At 54.2% G+C, this 17,640-nt stretch carries 11 protein-coding genes, 1 other RNA gene and 4 pseudogenes; 10 read left to right on the plus strand and 6 right to left on the minus strand.

Going from position 1 to position 17,640, the window contains the following annotated elements:
• Nucleotides 1-3: 3 nt before the first annotated feature.
• The gene (locus IAE34_RS15200) at nt 4-1,440 is read right to left on the minus strand and encodes a cytochrome ubiquinol oxidase subunit I (protein WP_200139781.1); all 1,437 of its coding nucleotides are present in this window, start codon (nt 1,438-1,440) and stop codon (nt 4-6) included.
• A gap of 355 nt (nt 1,441-1,795) precedes the next feature.
• On the opposite strand from IAE34_RS15200, the gene IAE34_RS15205 reads away from it, so the two are divergent.
• The 3 genes from IAE34_RS15205 (at nt 1,796) to IAE34_RS15215 (ending at nt 3,328) form a co-directional block, all read left to right on the plus strand.
• Nucleotides 1,796-2,074, plus strand: coding sequence for a hypothetical protein (locus IAE34_RS15205; RefSeq protein WP_200139782.1), 279 nt, complete (start codon nt 1,796-1,798; stop codon nt 2,072-2,074).
• A 105-nt stretch (nt 2,075-2,179) separates the two neighbouring features.
• Nucleotides 2,180-2,571, plus strand: a transfer-messenger RNA (tmRNA) gene (ssrA, locus tag IAE34_RS15210).
• Between the two features lie 493 nt (nt 2,572-3,064).
• Nucleotides 3,065-3,328, plus strand: a complete 264-nt coding sequence (locus tag IAE34_RS15215; RefSeq protein ID WP_200139783.1) for a DUF3077 domain-containing protein — start codon at nt 3,065-3,067, stop codon at nt 3,326-3,328.
• A 134-nt stretch (nt 3,329-3,462) separates the two neighbouring features.
• Here the strand turns inward: IAE34_RS15215 and IAE34_RS15220 are convergent.
• The 4 genes and pseudogenes from IAE34_RS15220 to IAE34_RS15235 form a co-directional block, all read right to left on the minus strand.
• Nucleotides 3,463-3,666: pseudogene (locus tag IAE34_RS15220) on the minus strand (integrase core domain-containing protein); the annotation flags it as partial.
• Between the two features lie 12 nt (nt 3,667-3,678).
• Nucleotides 3,679-4,104 (minus strand): transposase, encoded by a 426-nt coding sequence (locus IAE34_RS24785; protein WP_200139784.1) that lies wholly within the window; start codon nt 4,102-4,104, stop codon nt 3,679-3,681.
• A 37-nt stretch (nt 4,105-4,141) separates the two neighbouring features.
• Entirely contained in the window at nt 4,142-4,732 is a 591-nt protein-coding gene (locus IAE34_RS15230) for an IS110 family transposase (RefSeq protein ID WP_200139785.1), read from the minus strand.
• Nucleotides 4,733-4,942: 210 nt separating this feature from the next.
• A pseudogene (locus IAE34_RS15235) lies at nt 4,943-5,904 on the minus strand (IS3 family transposase); the annotation flags it as partial.
• Between the two features lie 332 nt (nt 5,905-6,236).
• Here IAE34_RS15235 and IAE34_RS15240 point away from each other — a divergent pair.
• The 4 genes and pseudogenes from IAE34_RS15240 (at nt 6,237) to IAE34_RS15255 (ending at nt 12,837) form a co-directional block, all read left to right on the plus strand.
• The gene (locus IAE34_RS15240; protein ID WP_200139786.1) at nt 6,237-7,679 is read left to right on the plus strand and encodes a hypothetical protein; all 1,443 of its coding nucleotides are present in this window, start codon (nt 6,237-6,239) and stop codon (nt 7,677-7,679) included.
• Between the two features lie 536 nt (nt 7,680-8,215).
• Nucleotides 8,216-8,552 (plus strand): annotated as a pseudogene (locus IAE34_RS15245) (nucleotide pyrophosphohydrolase).
• Between the two features lie 70 nt (nt 8,553-8,622).
• Nucleotides 8,623-10,549: pseudogene (locus tag IAE34_RS15250) on the plus strand (DNA/RNA helicase domain-containing protein).
• A gap of 791 nt (nt 10,550-11,340) precedes the next feature.
• A complete protein-coding gene (locus IAE34_RS15255) occupies nt 11,341-12,837 on the plus strand; it encodes a methyl-accepting chemotaxis protein (RefSeq protein ID WP_200139787.1) in 1,497 nt (498 codons plus the stop codon).
• Nucleotides 12,838-13,031: 194 nt separating this feature from the next.
• Here the strand turns inward: IAE34_RS15255 and IAE34_RS15260 are convergent, their stop codons facing one another.
• A complete protein-coding gene (locus IAE34_RS15260; protein WP_200139788.1) occupies nt 13,032-13,277 on the minus strand; it encodes a hypothetical protein in 246 nt (81 codons plus the stop codon).
• A gap of 973 nt (nt 13,278-14,250) precedes the next feature.
• On the opposite strand from IAE34_RS15260, the gene IAE34_RS15265 reads away from it, so the two are divergent.
• The 3 genes from IAE34_RS15265 to IAE34_RS15275 all read left to right on the plus strand — a co-directional run bounded on the left by IAE34_RS15265 (nt 14,251) and on the right by IAE34_RS15275 (nt 17,620).
• Entirely contained in the window at nt 14,251-15,072 is an 822-nt protein-coding gene (locus IAE34_RS15265; RefSeq protein WP_200139789.1) for an HNH endonuclease, read from the plus strand.
• 291 nt (nt 15,073-15,363) lie between these two features.
• Complete coding sequence (locus IAE34_RS15270; RefSeq protein ID WP_200139790.1) at nt 15,364-15,738, plus strand: nucleotide pyrophosphohydrolase; 375 nt, start codon at nt 15,364-15,366, stop codon at nt 15,736-15,738.
• Nucleotides 15,739-15,763: 25 nt separating this feature from the next.
• Nucleotides 15,764-17,620: a DNA/RNA helicase domain-containing protein gene (locus IAE34_RS15275; RefSeq protein ID WP_200139791.1), complete on the plus strand. Its 1,857-nt coding sequence runs from the start codon at nt 15,764-15,766 to the stop codon at nt 17,618-17,620.
• Nucleotides 17,621-17,640 lie beyond the last annotated feature (20 nt).

Raw genomic sequence — 17,640 nt, forward strand, 5'->3', positions numbered from 1 at the left:
GGCTCAATTCCCCTCGTGCTGGCTGGCGTGGTGCGACGCACCGTTGTCGTCGGCGGCGGACAACGGCCGCGCCGGCGTGCGTTGCTGCCCCGGCCCCCCGGACGGCTGGGTGTCGCCGGCCCCGCTGTGCGGGCCCTTGCGCACCAGGCGCATCATGTAGCCAAGGCCGGTGCCGAACAGCGCGAAGTACACCACCACGAACATCACCAGGGTGAAGCCCAGTTGCGTGTAGCTGTGGTTGGATACCCCGTCCGCCGTGCGCATCAGCCCGTACACCACCCACGGCTGCCGCCCCACCTCGGTGGTGAACCAGCCCGCCAGAATGGCGATCAGCCCCGACGGCCCCATCCAAAGCGTCAGGTACAGGAACGGCCGAGAGTTGTACAAGGTGCCGCGCTTGCGCAACCACAGGCTCCACAGCCCGACGAGAATCATCAGCATGCCCAGCCCGACCATCACCCGGAACGACCAGAACACGATGGTGGAATTGGGCCGGTCTTCAGGCGCGAATTCCTTCATCGCCGGCACCTGCTTGTCAAGGCTGTGGGTGAGGATCAGGCTGCCCAGCACCGGAATTTCCACCTTGTAGCGCGTGGTCTCGGCCTTCATGTCCGGCAAGCCGAACAGGATCAGCGGCGTCGGCTCACCCGGTACGTTCTCCCAGTGCCCCTCGATCGCCGCGATCTTCACCGGCTGGTGCTTGAGCGTGTTCAAGCCATGGAAATCGCCGATCACCGCCTGGATCGGCGCCACGATCAGCGCCATCCACATGGCCATCGACAGCATCTTGCGCACCGCCGGGTTGTCCCGCCCGCGCAGCAGGTGCCACGCCGCCGACGCCCCGACGAAGAACGCCGTGGCCACGAACGCCGCCGTGGCCATGTGCATCAGCCGGAAGGGGAACGACGGGTTGAAGATCACCATCAGCCAGTCCACCGGCACCACCCGGCCATCGATGATCTCGTGGCCCTGGGGCGTCTGCATCCAGCTGTTGGAGGCCAGGATCCAGAAGGTCGAGACCAGCGTGCCCAGCGCCACCATCACCGTGGCGAAGAAGTGCAGCCCACGCCCCACGCGATTCCAGCCGAACAGCATCACCCCCAGAAAACCCGCCTCCAGGAAGAACGCCGTGAGCACCTCATAGGTGAGCAACGGCCCGGTGACGGCCCCGGCGAAATCGGAAAAGCGGCTCCAGTTGGTGCCGAATTGATAGGCCATGACCAGGCCGGAGACCACGCCCATGCCGAAGTTGACGGCGAAGATCTTCGACCAGAACTGGTAGAGGTCACGGTAGACGCGGTTGTCGGTCTTCAGCCAGAGGCCTTCGAGCACCGCGAGATAGCTCGCCAGGCCAATGGTGATGGCCGGGAACAGAATGTGGAAAGAGACGGTAAACGCAAACTGGATTCGGGCGAGCTCCAGCGCTTCCAAACCGAACATGATGCTTCCTCTTCAGGTAATCAGGCGTCCGGGCTCGTGACCCGCACGCTCACTGCCCCTACGGATGATCGAGTGCGCTGTTGTCCGATTGTTCTGTTTCGATCGCAGGGAATTTGGCCAGGCGGCCAAATCGTTGCATCTGGAACGGTTGATCCAGATCAACGACTGCCTTCAAGGATAGTCCTGAAAGCCTGCGCAGGTTGTGTGGCCGTTTGCCGCGTGACCCGTTGCCCCACCCTCTTTACCCCGGCAACATTTCGTGCACAAACCATCCCCACACCAGTTGAACCCTTGGCCAATGGCCACAGTCCACTTTTCAGGCCCACCTACCCGAGGCCTTGACGAGGAGACATCCATGAAAGGTACTGCGCTTTGCGCCGCATTCGCGGCTGCCACCCTGCTGGCCTCGCCGGTGTTCGCGGCTGAAGACCTGTGTGCGACCAATCTGCAGAAGATCAACGACCAGATGGTCACCGCCGGCGCCACCTCCGAAGGCCTGGACGACGCCCTGACCCAGCAAGTCGAGAACGCCAAGAAGGCCCAGGACGCTGGCAATACCGAGGAATGCATCGCTATCACGTCCAAGGTGCTCCTGCGCCTGGACAAGACCGAAAAGGGCAGCAGCGGCGCCTGATTCGGGCCTGTGCAAAGGGCGGCGGCACCCGCTGTCGACGCCGCCCTCGTAAAGGCGTATACTCGACCGCACGTGTCGTGAGATACGTCAGCTAGAGCTGAGTGTGGGGCCGATCAGGATTCGACGCCGGTAACGAAACTCTAGGTGCATGCCGAGTTGGTAACAGAACTCGTAAATCCACTGTTGCAACTTTCTATAGTTGCCAATGACGAAAACTACGAGGGCTACGCTCTCGCTGCGTAAGCAGCTGAGCCCGCTCTCCTGGTAGCTTCGGCTCCAGCAATCACCAGGGGATGCCTGTAAACCCGAAGTGATTGTCATACAGAACAGGATCGTCGTGTAGCACGTTGGGGGCAAAGCGACTAAAACCTACCCAACTCGTCCAAAGCACCCTGCCACTCGGGCGGCTGCGGATTAACTCAGTTGAGATGGCTAAGCATGTAGTACCGACAGCGGAGTACTGGCGGACGGGGGTTCAAATCCCCCCGGCTCCACCAAACATTCCAGGAAGAAGGCGCCTTAGGGCGTCTTTTTTTGTGCGCGCGATTTAGGGGTTGACGGTTGAATATCCGATTTTTCCCCTTTCGTGTAGGGCGTTTCCCAAAGATACTTCGGGCGCCTGTTTTCCGTTGCAGGTGGGGTGTCGCGGCTTTAGTCTCGGCGGGTCGTTGGGTATCAACGACTAGCTTTGACAGGCTAATGACGACCAGACACGCAACGTTGCCTATGGCAGCTATGTGTGGGGCACCCCGTGTGCGCCGGTTTGGTCTTCACCGGTCTGTCAACCCACACACGGCTGCCACCACTTGTTTGACAGCAAGTGCTGGTCGCTCCATTGAGGACCAAAGATGCTGAAAATTGTCCCTGATCCGCCTCGCGTTTTTTTTCGTTTGAATGGCAGCTTTCTCAAGGCTATTTTGTCGGTGGTGTTCGCACCTCAATCCGAGTTAAGGCGCAACTGCCAGGATCGCATCGGAGGGATAGGGGTCAATGGCCACTAACGACACCCAATGCACGGTGGGCAAAACCACCTTCTATCAAGGTGAGCATCAGACTTACCCCCTCTTTCGCATTGAGTCCGGCATCCCCTGCCAGGCCGCTCGCGAGCAGGCTTCAGAAATGATCGGTTACGCCTGCGACTTGGTTCTCAGTGGCCTTTTGGAAGACAAGCCAAAGCATGTTTGGGCTGCTTACTATCTTTGTGCACTAGGTAAAGCTTTGTTGGATGACGCAGAGCTGGGTATGGCTGGCTGAATTTCGGACTGCACCGGCGTCGTTGGGGGGGGGCGCCGGTGCTAGGGATTCTCCGATCAACTCAGCACAGGCTACCTGACCTGTGCTGAAATAGCCGTCCTTCCAACTGCCCTCTACAAGCCCGCATGTAGTGGTCAACTGATCCCGGACACAGTTTTGAGTTTTTCTTCAGCTTTTGCCGAAGCCAGCCCGTCGTTGAATTGATGTGGGCGGATCCAGTTGTAATGGCTCATCAGGTACTGACTAATGTCTCGTTGAGCTTGCCGCCCGGTCAGGTAGCCCGTGCTCGGTATCCACTCAGATTTCAAGCTGCGGAATACTCGCTCCATCGGCGCATTGACGCTCCTATGTCAACCAGTGCTCCTCGACTCGCTCAAGTCGGCCAAAATCAGTGGATATAGGCCTCGGATGATGTAGCGCTTCAGACATCTTTGTATTTCCTTGCACGACATCCCTTCGGCCGTTCTGCGCGCCACATACGCCTTGGTTCTCGGGTCACTGCGCATTCTTACCATCGCGATAGTCCATAGCGCATTGTTGGCGGATCGATCTCCCCCACGATTTAAGCGATGACGCACCGTTTTACCAGATGATGCGGGGAGCGGGTTAACACCACAGAGCGCAGCAAGAGCGGACTCACTTTTCAGTCGCTCAGGGTTATCCCCTGCAACGGAGATTAAAGTGGCCGCTGTCTGAGGGCCAACACCGAATTGACTACGAAGGCGATGTGCGTACTGTTGCGTTAGCGAGTCCAGCGTGTCATCTAGCTCCTGCAACTCTGCCGCAAGGGTCTGCCAGCGTTTGGCCAGAAGTCTAAGCGATGTAGTCAGGGCGCTCAGGAATGGGGCGTGCCCCAGTGAGCCAATATGTGCACAGTTGTCGACGCAAATCGCAGGTTTGACGTCCCACAGACGCTCTCTGATTTCTTGAGGAGCACTGACCAGCAGTGATCTGGTTGATAGCTTGTGTTTTGGCTTTCACCGCACTTCGGCGAACGACAGAAATCTCCCTCATTGCCTCGGCAGCGCCTGAATGGGTTTTAGCGATGGCAGTGGCGCTCCCCGCCAGCACCGAACGAGCTGCGCTTTCCGCATCGGTAGGGTCTGACTTTCCCTCCAATCTGCGCTTGCTTCGATCAGGGCGGTTCACTTCAAAAACAGCAATGCCGTTTTCGCGAAGTACAAGTGCAAGCCCAGCGCCGTACGTACCAGTGCCTTCGACGCCAGCCCGCTGGAGCCACCCGAATGACCTTGCCCAAGTCAGCAACTTAAGGTAGCCGCGAGTCTGTGTATCTACAGCAAGAGTACCTAACAGCTGCCCATTCAAGTTGATCAGGGCGCCAACATGGACATCCAGATGCGTATCCACACCTAGGATGACCTCAGTGAGTTTTGCAGTGCTCATGCGTAATACCTCTGAGTTTACGCACTACCGACCTTGGACGCAGGACAGGACTCTCGCGGTGCAGCACAAAGCTCCTATCAAGTCACAGACGCCAAGCCTGGCAGTGCCAGGGAGCGTCAGCGATCAATCGACAGGTCAACACCAAGGCATCTAGCTAGCCAATCCCAGCACGAGTCAGATTGAGCTGACGCTCTTGAGCATAGTGAACTGAGAATCCCAGCAGTTGCCTCGGCGGCTCATGCTCTGGCGCATGCGGTAGCGCCACAGCCTCTGGCGGAACTGACGGCTGCCATATTGCGATCCCTGGTCGGAATGGAACAGCAGCCCTTGTGGCCTTCCACGCTGTTCGTAAGCCACGTCCAGCGCTTTGACCACGAGCTCTGCATCCGGCTTTTCTGATAAAGCCCAACCCACCACTCTGCGTGCATAGAGATCTAGAACAACCGCTAGATAATGCCATTAGCCCTGCGCCCAAACGTAAGTGATGTCACCACACCAGACCTGATTTTGCGCTTCGACATCAAACGTTCGGTTCAAGATATTCGGAAGGTCTAGCCGCTCTACGGTGGCCTTTTTGTACGCATGTGACCCTGGCTGCTTGCTGACCAACGCCAGCTCACGTATCAGGCTGCGTACCTTGAACCGCCCGATTTGCTCCCCCTCTTCTTGCAGCATTCCCTTTATGCTACGGGTGCCGGGCGCACTTCGACCTCGCGTGAAAAACTCATTCACTCGACTGCGCAACCGCAGTCGCTCAACATCCGGCGTTCGTCTTCTACGACGATGTGCGTAGTAACTTGAGCGAGTGACTTCGAACACTTCGCACAAACAATTAATGGGCTCATGGTCGCTGAGTTGGCGGATCAGCGCGTACGCTCGAGATCTTCCGACATCAAGAGCGCGGTAGCCTTTTTTAGGATCGACCTCTCGCGTTCAAGGCGCGTGATCCGAGCTTCCAGCTCTTGGATTATTTGCTGCTCTGGCGTCAACGCTTTGCTGGCCGGCGTGATGCCGCCGCGCTCTTGCTGAAGCTGATTAACCCAGCGGCGCAGGGCCGACTCGACCAAGCCGAGCGAACGGGCTGCTTCGGCATGACTGTAGCCTTGATCAAGCACCAGGCAGGCAGCCTCACGCTTGAACTCAGGGGTAAAGGTACGGCGTTGCTTGATCATCAGACACCTCTGTGGCGAGCATTCTCGCCTAAATGGGTGTCCGGGGTTAGTAGACCACTACACTTCTGCGTCCTTCTCGTAGGCTGCGAGTCTCCACTACCAAGCGCTCGTCCATACCACTGATTGCAAAATGCCTCTATTGAGCTAGAGTTCACGGTTGCGCAAAGAAACTCGCTAAACCCTAGAGGTCAAGGATGCAGATAATTATTCTCGAACTGAAGCCATCTATTTCGAATCTGGCATTTCGTGAACCCCAAGGATAATCAGCCTCCGGCACCTCCGCACTTTAATTTTAATATTTATCTAGCTTAGACCACTGCAAAAGGCAAAACATGAAGCTCTCGGAACGATTCAAACTCTCCAAAACTCAATTCGAACTTGACTTTGTCGATATCGATACTGATTTTGACACGCGATTATTTGTAGATCCTTATCTTCTTGGATTAAGACCGGATCGCTGGTCGCTAAGGGCTGCCAGTTCAGTAAGATCCTTTTTTTCTCATTTCTTAGATCTAGTTCGTCAAGGGAAAGAGGACGATGCTTTTGAACTCTTCTCTCATCTTCATGAGCCTAATGAGACCTGCCTCGGGCTTTCTGTAGGGAAACCTAGGGGTAACGGAATTGGTAGTGAGGATGCAAAGAAACTTTTCGAAAGTATCATGGGAAGCAAAGCAATACAGTCCGGAAAAATTACCGACCTAGAAGACTTTAGGCTATTTATCCCAGGAATCGGCAAAGATAAAGTTTCAGACATGACTACCAACCTCATACGAGGCAGCCTCATTACCTATACGCAGGCCCAATGCAAACTACATAAAATAAAATTAACAGCTGGTGTTTCCGCCGGACCTATATGGGATGTATCCCGAAAAATTTGGATATTTACTCATGAAGACACACTGCTTATTGAAGGGAAAAAGATTCTTCTCACCCCGAAAGGAATCGTTTCGTATAGCAAGGCTTACGCCCCTGAGAATTACTATAATAAACATGTACTTGAATACCTCCAACATGAGCACATAAGAACAGGTAGCATATGGGTCGAGCATCGCAAGGACGGAACTCCTTACATCTCAAAAAAGAGCCTAAAAGAAAATGTAGTAAAAGACTTTAACAAGGAATGGTTATTCGACTTCACAGAAAAACACCCCTTAGTTTTTAAATCCTTTAGAGATCAGCAAGCGCAGCAGGTTAGATCTCTCCCTTCTGATTCAATTGATCCCGAGCTCAACTTGAATTCAGTAGTAGAGCACCTGATTGCGAAGCTACGCTCGATTAAGCAGGGGCCATCAACGGCATCAGACTATCACAAAACAATAGTTGGCATTCTTGAAATGCTACTTTACCCAAACGCCTCATCACCTGTACTCGAAGCTGAGATAAACCAGGGCAGAAAAAGGATTGATATATACTTCGAAAACTCAGCTAAGGAAGGATTTTTTTATACGCTCCATATGATTCACAAGATACCCTGTCCATATCTAATTATCGAATGCAAGAACTACTCAAAGGACATACAAAACCCCGAGCTCGATCAAATGATTGGACGACTAACTGTTAATCGAGGAATGCTTGGAATCATAACATGCAGAGAGATATCCAAAAAAGAACTATTCATTGAAAGATGTAGAGACTCATTTAAAAATGGCCACGGACTAATTATACCACTAACTGACACAGACCTAATATCAGCGCTTGAGAAGCTAAAGCTTGAACATAAAACCCCACTAGAGGAGGTGCTTAACGAAATAAAAAATACCATAATCATGTCCTGACACAAAAAATTAGTGGCGACAATTACAGGGAGTGTTCCGATTGTTGCCACCGTAATTCCATTACACTCGTCTCTAAAAAATCAGCTGAAAAAATCCTCACCTCCTCCGCCAACGCGCTTCCTGTCGAAGAAGAGCAAAGGTGTAGTCAGGTGCAATCGATTCCTCTTGCAGGAGGCCCGCTCAGGGCTGTTGCCGCTGACCAGTTCGGAAAGGAAGTGTCCAGCCCCATCAATAATTTACGTCACGGCCAACATCCGTTCGTCTGATGCCTATTGCCATCACCTGCTAGCCAGAAACGGCCCATTCTGCAAACTAACGAACAGAGGGAGAAAAGGCCGCTAGTCGGTGGGTATGGGGGCATCGCGGCCTTCTTAGCCACGCTCAAAGTACCTAGCGAATACTGGCAAGCTATGCGACCAGCAGAAAGCGTGTGAGAAAAAACACAAAAAAACTGCGCAAGCGGCGAAAACTCTTACAATCTTACGCCAGATTTCCTACACATTTTTTTTGCCCCCCGATACTCAAGAGTTAGTCTCGTGAGTGACTCAGACAACTCATCCGCGCCAGTGGTTGACGTAGTGAAGCTTGCCGCATCCCTTCAGCGTTTCGCAGATGATCGCGACTGGCAGCAGTTCCACTCCCCAAAAAAATCTTATCTTGGCGCTCACTGGCGAGGAAGGAGAACCGTGCGAGATTTTCCAATGGATGAGCGATGCCGATTCGGTCTCCGTAGCTAAAGATCCCGAGTTCGGCCTAGCCATTAAAGACGAATTGGCGGACGTACTGATGTACCTGGTTTGCCTGAGCAGCGTGCTCGGCATTGACCTCAACGAGGCAGTGACACGGAAACTTGCCTCGAATGGCCAAAAGTAACCCGTGGATAAAGTCAGAAGCAGCAGCAAAGTACAAGCGACTCTGACCAACACGCACCTAAGGACAACCCGTGATCGTTAACATTGCGGCCAAGCAGCAATTTCTTAAAGACAACGATAACGATGACATTGAGAATGTCATCCTCAGGCATTACAAGGAAGCTACCGGCAAGAACGGTGGCTCCCCGGAAATCAGGTCGTGGCTAAGGTCCCTGACGTACATGGCCAAGGTCCTTAGAGATGAGGACCTCCCGAGCGATGCAGGCCTGGCCATTGAATTGCACATTCCGCAGTCGTCGAAGCGAATCGACTTTCTACTCACCGATCGCGATGAAAACCAGGCAAAAAAGGCCGTACTGATCGAGCTGAACCAATGGAGCAAGGCCAACGCCACAACCAAAGACGCCATCGTCAAAACGGCGTTGGGTGGCGGCCTCATTGAGACCATTTACCCGTCCTATCAGGTGTGGTCTTATGCGGCGCTGCTGGAAGGCTTCAACGAGGCGGTATATGACAAAAGCATCGAAATCCGTCCGTGCGCCTACCTCCACAACTACGTCAGCGACGGCATCATAGATTCAGCACACTACGAGCCCCACATCAACAAGGCTCCGCTGTTTCTGAAAGGCCAGGAAGAGCTCAGTAAACTCAGAAATTTTCTGAAAAAGCACATAAGCCATGGCGACAACAAAGAGGTTCTTTACGAGCTATCCGAGGGAAAAATTCGCCCGTCCAAGGCGCTAGCCGAAGCCCTCGGCGGGTTGATGAAAGCTAAACCCGAGTTCGTATTGATTGACAATCAGAAAGCAATTTTTGAGTCGGCGCTGGCGGCAGCAAGCGAGGCCTCGGAGCACGCGCCCAAGGTGATGATCATCGAAGGTGAACCGGGTACCGGGAACACTGTTCTGGCCATCAATCTGCTGGTGAAGCTCACCGCATTGAAGCTGATGAGCAAATACGTCTCCAAGAATGCTGCCCCTCGCAAGGTCTACAAAAGCAAACTGGTTGGCACCATCAAGCGCAGCCATTTCTCGAATTTCTTTTCAGGCTCTGGGGCATTCATCGACACTGAGCCCAACACTTTCGATGCGTTTATCGTGGACGAAGCTCACCGGCTGAGTGAGAAAAGCGGGCTTTATGGAAACCTTGGGGAGAACCAGATCAAGGAGCTGATTGACTCAGCGAAATGCTCCATTTTCTTTATTGATGAGGACCAGCGTGTAACGTTGAGCGATATCGGCAGCAAGCAGGCGATACGCGCCTTTGCAAAAGCCAAGGGTGCTGTGGTTGAAAAACACGTGCTGTCTTCGCAGTTTCGCTGCAGTGGTTCGGACGGTTACCTGGCATGGCTGGATGACACGCTAGGCATTCGCTCGACGGCAAATCCGACGCTTGAGACCCAAGAGTACGAGTTTAAGGTGTTCTACTCACCTCAAGCGATGCATGACGCAATCAACGAGAAAAACCACGGAAACAGAGCTCGTGTGGTCGCGGGCTATTGCTGGCCTTGGTTGAGCAAGAAAGCCCCACCGCTGCTGATATCGTGATTAGTCATTACAAACGCCAATGGAAACTGGATCAGGATGGCAGCCTGTGGATCATCGCTGAGAACTCCATCGAACAGGTTGGCTGCATTCATACCTGTCAGGGTTTGGAAGTCGACTACATCGGGGTGATCATCGGGCCAGACCTAGTGGTACGTGACGGTCAGGTAGTGACATCCCCGGAAGAGCGGGACAAGTACGATAAATCGATTCGCGGCTGGAAAAATTGATGAAAGAGCAACCTACCCTGGCGAAAAATGAAACAGGCCTGATCATCAAAAAAACGTACCGGACCCTGATGACTCGCGGGATGAAGGGTTGCTACCTGTACTGCACCGACAAAGAGACGGCGCAGCACTTCGAGAGTCGGCTTAGCCAGCGAAGGTATCGTTTACTAGGAGCCCCTGACCTGCGAGCCCAGGGGCAACAATCAGCAGCGCGTCCATTTACTTGATAGATTAGGTCCAGATTCGTTTTTAGAGGCGGTTCTCAAAACGCACCGTCCATCGGAATCCAGACCACGCAGCGTTCCAACTGCTATTCCAAGCAAGTTGATCAATAAACTATTAATTAGACAAAACAGTTAGGTACTAACTCGTTTCAGATTACCCCGGCGCGATCACCCTTAAGGGCTTTTGTTCGAGGTGAAGAATGTCGACCAGCTTCGTCCTTTCACTCATGGACAGACTGATTTGCGGAAGCCTGTGATCGCGTGGATCAATTGAGAGCGTTCCGCTGCTAAATTTCATTCAGCAAGCAAGTAGCGAACCAGGTTTTGATCCGTTGGCGAGGAGTAACGGCGGCGATGCTGATCTAACCGAACGCACTGACAAGCGAAGAGCCAGGTACGCCCCTACGCTCCTCGCTGCACGAGCCCGTGGAGCTTTAAGCCTGAAACTGAGGCCTGAGCCGTCTCCCGAATGGTGAGATTTCTGCTTAACCTGATGCTGAGGTTGACCCGAATCCAGCCTGGGCAACCAGTCTCGCGAAGCCGCTGCGCACAAGCATGAATAGTCTATTCTCCACTGCATGACGCTCACGGTTACCCGCAATGGCATTGATCGTGAATGCTGTTTTGAAAGAGCGTGCTCGGAACCATCAGGTATTCTTGAGCAACACCCCCAAACGCGTGCTTCTCAACAGATCCACACGATCGCCCCCAACACCTGCTCAGCTCCTCCGCTCACGCCTCATACATAGGACACGCGTGATCGAGCCTGGACTGCACATCTGGAGTAAGAGTGAATGCCTGCGCAAGCCCGTTTCTCCGAGCACTACCGAAAAGCCGACCGCATCATGCTCGCGCTGGTCTGGCTGATGGCCTTTTCCTCATTGGGCTTGGCTTTCTGGCACGACACGCTGCTTCAGGCACTCTTCATCGGCGGCGGGACCAGCATAGCGCTCACTCTGGCTTACCGTGTGATCGGCGGAACTCGACCGATGCGCTGCGCGCTCGCCGTCGGGCTGATGGTCATGGCCGCGTTGCACATCAATCAGGCCCAGGGCGTCATCGAATCGCACTTTGGCATTTTCGCGTTATTGGCAGTGCTCACGTTCTACCGTGATTGGCTGCCCATATTGGTAGCAGCGATCACCATCGCGGTGCATCACATCGTGTTCCACGCATTGCAGCACCACGGCTACCCAGTATTCGTCGTCGACCATCACGGAGGGTGGGAAGTCATCCTGGTGCATGCGTTCTACGTGCTGATGGAGACCGCCGCCCTACTCTATCTTGCAGTACACAGTCAGAAAGAGGCCGTTGAAAGCCAGGAAATGCTCGAGAAGATACTGGCCGTGAACACCCGCTTGAGCGGAGAAACTGGCGATGGAAGCACACAAAGCGTTCACGTCTCCCTCGCTACACGTTTCGACCATTTCATGAGCCAGATCACTGGGCTGATCGACGGCGTCGCCCGCGATTCCAACGGCCTCGGCCAACTCGGCCAGGAATTGGCTCACGCCAGCGCAACACTGGAAAAAGGCGCGAGCGATCAACTGGCGGAAATTTCCCAGATGACGACGTCCATACAGCGCATGGAAGATGCCATGGGTCACATCGCCTCGCACGTCGAACATGCCGTAGAGCGCGCTGGCACCACCAGTCAGCAAATTACTCGCGGCCAGGAAAGTGTAGGCCGCGCTCAACAGGAAATCTCCCAACTCGCCACCCGCCTGCGCGACACCAATGAGACGGTACAAGGGCTGGTCTCGCAAGCTGAACAGATCGGCTCGGTGCTCGAAGTCATCAACAGCATTGCCAGCCAGACCAACTTGCTGGCCCTCAACGCCGCCATTGAAGCCGCTCGCGCGGGCGAACAAGGCCGCGGATTCGCTGTGGTTGCCGACGAAGTACGCAGCCTTGCACAGCGCACGGAAGTGTCCACCCTGGAAATCCAGACCATCATCGAAACGTTGCAGAACGGCAGCCGGCTCGCGGCTGAGGCCATGCAGCATAGCCATCAGGGTGTGGAGCGGTGTGTGGAGGATAGCCAATTGGCGGTGGAGATGTTGCAGGCAATCGGCGAGGAAATCGTGCAGATCGACAGGTTGAATGGGAGCATCGAGTCGACTGCTCGGGAGCAATCCACAGTCAATGCAGAGATCGCGGTCAGGCTGCAGTCGGTGCAGAACATTGCGCAAAATACGGCGCAGGATGTACAGACATTGGCTTGCAGTAGTGAGCGGTTGTCGCCGATTGCGGTGCGGCTGGAAGGGTTGGGGCGGCGGTTTGCTGGGTGAGTTGAGTGGGGTTGGCCGGAGCGTCACGTTCTCCGCCTCGGTAGCGGCAGGGTTTTGTCTGATGGTTTGATGCTAGCTTATTGGCTGGATCCTTCGCGATTGCTATCGACGCGGACGTGCGTCCCTCTGGCAGCACCTGCGCTTGATGAAGAAGACGCCGTGAGGCGTCTTCTTTGTGAGTCGGATTCGATGCCTTAGCAGTACCAGCCCCACGCCCCCTTCCTCACCTCCTCCTTCATCGCCTCCAGCTTGCCAAACTCCTCGCTGGCCAAGCGCCTGATGATCCGCATCGCCTGGTGAATACTGGCTGTGTTGCGCAGGCTCAGACGAGGGTTGTGCTCGCATTCCAGCACCTCGTCATGCTGAGTCAGTGCTTCGCCAAGCAGTTCGAGAGTCCAGATGTAGTATTGAATCGACGAAAGGCGCTCACGATCGGTCATGAGATACCTCGCGCTTGGCCCTGCGGGCAACGGACTTACTGTCGATTGGGTAAAAGACTGGAGACGAGGCAGTTGTCGGGCCAGAGCGGCGGAGAGCGGATGCGAGGGTCCTGCTCAGAATGCGGATAAGCATGCATGAGACTCCAAGTTTGAGATTGGAGCTACCACGATCCTTCCTACGGGATTGGGTGGCAGCTGTGCGTGGGGTAGGAATACCGGGAAACTTGGAACCCGGCCAGGCCGAAGCCTGCCCACACACAGCCGCCATGACATCGCAGCAGGCGCAAAAAAGGCGCCAGCCGTGATGAGGGGGCGCCCTGTGCGTGCGCCAAGTTTACCAGCAGGTTCCTACACCTGGTCGTAGATTTTGCTACGACTTTGGGAATGTAGCTGGTAGGTGGTTTGGTGACAATCGCTGAGGTGGCAGGAAACTTCTCAAAAATGCGAAGGATGGCAGCCCAGTAATTTGATTCCGGATCGAAACACACCGAGGCTTTCACGTTTGGTCGTATTGGAAATGCTGTGGTCATGGATTCCCAGTTACAGAGTAAAACGATGGCGGACTTGCCTTTCGCTAGCTCGTTGAAACCGAAACGACCTTGAGTGCTTTTTAGCCAACCGAGGAGTTCCGCCATTAGGTTGCGCTGACAATGCGCTTATCGGTCAAAGCATCTGGGCCACATGCTCAGGAGGCGCATCAATGGACATAGCGGTGACGTGCCGCATGCACGACTGATGATGGCGGCATCAGTGCGGCAGTCGAGATGAACAGACGATCCTCGATGCAACGTGTAGCTCGACTTCATGCCAAAGCAGGCGCCAACGCCATGCCGCGGCTGCTTCGAGCGCGCTAGCCAGTCCCAGTAAAGACCGTCGATTTTGTAAGGTGCCCCAAAATCCGGCCACATCACCTAAAAATGTGTAGGACGACTCTTCTTTTGATAGGCTACAGGTCTCACCAAGGGGTAGCCGAATGCCTGTCGTCATTGTTGAAAACGATACATCGCAATGGGAGGATGAAACCGGAGCGGTGTATCACTTCCCTAAGCGCTATCAAAACTTTCTTAAACAAGGCGCTGAGGTGATCTACTATAAAGGACGAATAAAAGATAAATCTTTCGCAAGCGAACGCCTGAGCTCAGACCCACACTACTTCGGCACGGCACGCATCGGCAAAGTGTATAAAGACTCTCAGAGTAGCAAAGGCGATCTATATGCGCTAATAGAAGGCTATACGCGATTTGAGAAAGCAGTACCCGCAAAAATTGATGGCCGTTACCTAGAGGAAATCCCAGAAAACCGCACTAGCAACTACTGGCGCGATGGCGTTCGCCCGATATCCAAAAACAATTACGACTTGATCCTAGGTCACGCCGTACTTATAATCAAAAATCTAGAAACCCACCATTCTGTCTCCAACATCGATCCACTTGACTTCGAGTCGAAAAACGAAGGTAGTAAAACTACTTACTTCGGCACGCGCTATGAGCGACAGAAAGACTTAAGGTTAAAAGCTATTGCAATTCATGGTCTTAGCTGTACAGCGTGCGGATTTGATTTTGAACGAGTCTATGGCGAGTATGCTAAAGGCTTCATACATGTTCATCATATTGTACCCATATCTAGCTATGGCGAGGATAAAGCTGTAGATCCTGAGACTGATCTGGTTACGTTATGCGCTAATTGCCACGCGGTTGTGCATCGCAAGCGGGAGGAAACTCTCAGTATTGATCAGCTGAAGGCGATGTTGAAAAGGCAGCTCGCATCTGATTACACCCCAGATGAGCACCTCTGACGGATACTGAGCGGGTGATCACACGCTAGGCCCGCCACCCCATGAACGGGGACCGAGCGTAGGTCTATCTCCTTGACAGCGTACAAGAGTGACGAGGCCGCCTCACCAGAGCATCGCTCGCCAGCCACTGCGCAAAATCCCTGCCATGCCTCAGGTCGTCTGAGTGTCTGCGGCAGCGATACCCCATTGGCATCCCCCTCCACCCTGAAGCCGAAATCTCTTACACTTGCCAGCGATTAGTCCCAAGCACCATAAGGACTTCCCAACACGTATCTCTGCGCGAGGCAAGCGTTGACCAGCCAAACCCCACCTCTTGTTGCCGTGGAAAGCCTGGCCGCCGCGCTTCAGGCCTTCGCCGACGACCGCGAGTGGAACCAGTTCCACTCTCCCAAGAACCTGGTCCTGGCCCTTACCGGCGAGGTCGGCGAGCTGTGCGAAGTTTTCCAGTGGATGGGCGATGCTCAAGCCTTGTCAGCGGCCAGCCATCCCAAGACCGCCCAGGCCGTGCGTGATGAGCTGGCGGATGTCCTTATGTACCTGGTTCGCCTCAGCAGCGTGCTGGGTGTGGATTTGAACGAGGCCGTCACGCAGAAGCTTGCTAGCAACGAGCGAAAGTACCCGGTCGATAAAGCCAAAGGCACCAGCGAGAAATACGACCAGCTTTGACCATCAGATCGCCAAAGGACATGACGTGATCGTTTACGCCGCCACTAAGCAGACATTCCTCAAGGACAATGACAACGATGACATCGAAGATGTGATCCTTCGGCATTACAAAGAGGCCACAGGTAAGAACGTCGGGGCGTCGGAAGTACGCTCGTGGCAGGGCTCGCTTACATACATGGCCAAGGTGCTGAGGGATGACTCCCTGCCGGACGATGTAGGGCTCGCGATCGAGCTGCATATCCCGCAGTCCTCCAAACGCATCGATTTCCTGCTCACCGGGCGCTGCGAGCAGAACAAAAAAAATGCCGTGCTTATCGAACTCAAGCAATGGAGCAAAGCAACTGCGACCAGCAAGGATGCGATAGTCAAGACTGCACTGGGTGGAGGTTTGGTTGAGACCATTCACCCGTCTTATCAGGTCTGGTCATATGCTGCCCTGTTGCGAGGTTTCAACGAGGCGGTGTACGACAAAAGCATCGAGATTCGTCCCTGCGCTTATTTGCACAACTATGTCAGCGACGGTGTAATCGACTCCGCTCACTATCAAACCCACACCGACAAGGCACCGCTGTTCCTCAAAGGCCCTGATGAGCTTTCGAAGCTGCGTGGTTTCCTCAAGCAGCACCTCAAACATGGGGATAACAAGGAAGTACTGTATGAGTTGGCCCATGGCCGGATTCGTCCTTCGAAAGCACTCGCTGAAGCGCTGGTCGGGTTGATGAAAGGGAAATCTGAATTTGTGCTCATTGACGATCAGAAAGCGGTCTTCGAAGCAGCGCTTGCAGCGGCAAGCGAAGCGACATCAGTTCGTCCCAAGGTGCTGATAATCGAGGGTGGGCCGGGTACCGGCAAGACCGTCGTCGCGATCAATCTGCTGGTGAGGTTGTCGGAGCAGCGGTTGTTCAGCAAGTACGTGTCGAAAAACGCTGCACCACGCAAGGTGTACGAAAGCAAGCTGGTGGGGACGGTGAAGCGCAGCCACTTCTCCAATCTGTTTTCTGGATCAGGTGCATTCATTGATGTCGAGAAGAATACCTACGATGCCTTGATCATCGATGAGGCTCATCGCCTCAACGAGAAAAGCGGCCTTTACGGAAATCTCGGTGAAAACCAGATCAAGGAATTGATCGATTCGGCCAAGTGCTCGATTTTCTTCATCGATGAAGACCAGCGAGTAACGCTCAGTGATATCGGCAGCAAACAGCAGATCAAAGCGTTCGCTGCAGCCAAAGGTGCAACGGTTGAAGAATACAGCCTTACCTCGCAATTCCGGTGCAGCGGCTCCGATGGTTACCTGGCATGGCTTGATGACGTACTGGGTATACGTCCGACCGCGAACCCGTTGCTCGAGCGTGCTGAGTATGAGTTCGAAGTTTTCAATTCGCCGCAGGCTATGCACGAAGCGGTCAAGCTCAAGAATAGTGAAAACCGTGCGAGGGTAGTGGCGGGCTATTGCTGGCCCTGGTTGAGCAAAAAGGACGCCAAGGCGCAGGATATCGTGATCGGCGATGGCTATGCTCGCCAGTGGAACCTGGATCAAGACGGAAGCTTGTGGATCGTCACGGAAGGCTCAATCGACCAAGTTGGCTGCATCCATACCTGCCAAGGCCTGGAGGTGGATTACATTGGTGTGATCATCGGACCCGATCTGATTGTTCGCGATGGCCAAGTGGTCACGTCGCCTGAGGCGCGGGACAAACATGACAAGTCGATCCGGGGATGGAAGAAGTTGATGCGCGAGCAGCCTGAAAGGGCTAGAGCTGATACGGACGCGATCATCAAGAATACCTATCGAACCTTGATGACGCGTGGGATGAAAGGCTGCTATCTGTATTGTACCGATGCCGAAACAGCTGAGTACTTCAGGTCACGGCTTGTTTGAAGAGTTGGGCGGCATAGCCG

The sequence above is a fragment of the Pseudomonas sp. S30 genome (assembly GCF_016518545.1).
Lineage (GTDB): Bacteria > Pseudomonadota > Gammaproteobacteria > Pseudomonadales > Pseudomonadaceae > Aquipseudomonas.

What these genes read in the sequence shown, in the direction of transcription:
- IAE34_RS15200 (WP_200139781.1), bottom strand. Translation starts at nt 1,440, where the DNA reads ATGTTCGGTTTGGAAGCGCTGGAGCTCGCCCGAATCCAGTTTGCGTTT.
- IAE34_RS15205 (WP_200139782.1), top strand. Translation starts at nt 1,796, where the DNA reads ATGAAAGGTACTGCGCTTTGCGCCGCATTCGCGGCTGCCACCCTGCTG.
- IAE34_RS15215 (WP_200139783.1), top strand. Translation starts at nt 3,065, where the DNA reads ATGGCCACTAACGACACCCAATGCACGGTGGGCAAAACCACCTTCTAT.
- IAE34_RS15230 (WP_200139785.1), bottom strand. Translation starts at nt 4,732, where the DNA reads ATGAGCACTGCAAAACTCACTGAGGTCATCCTAGGTGTGGATACGCAT.
- IAE34_RS15240 (WP_200139786.1), top strand. Translation starts at nt 6,237, where the DNA reads ATGAAGCTCTCGGAACGATTCAAACTCTCCAAAACTCAATTCGAACTT.
- IAE34_RS15255 (WP_200139787.1), top strand. Translation starts at nt 11,341, where the DNA reads ATGCCTGCGCAAGCCCGTTTCTCCGAGCACTACCGAAAAGCCGACCGC.
- IAE34_RS15260 (WP_200139788.1), bottom strand. Translation starts at nt 13,277, where the DNA reads ATGACCGATCGTGAGCGCCTTTCGTCGATTCAATACTACATCTGGACT.
- IAE34_RS15265 (WP_200139789.1), top strand. Translation starts at nt 14,251, where the DNA reads ATGCCTGTCGTCATTGTTGAAAACGATACATCGCAATGGGAGGATGAA.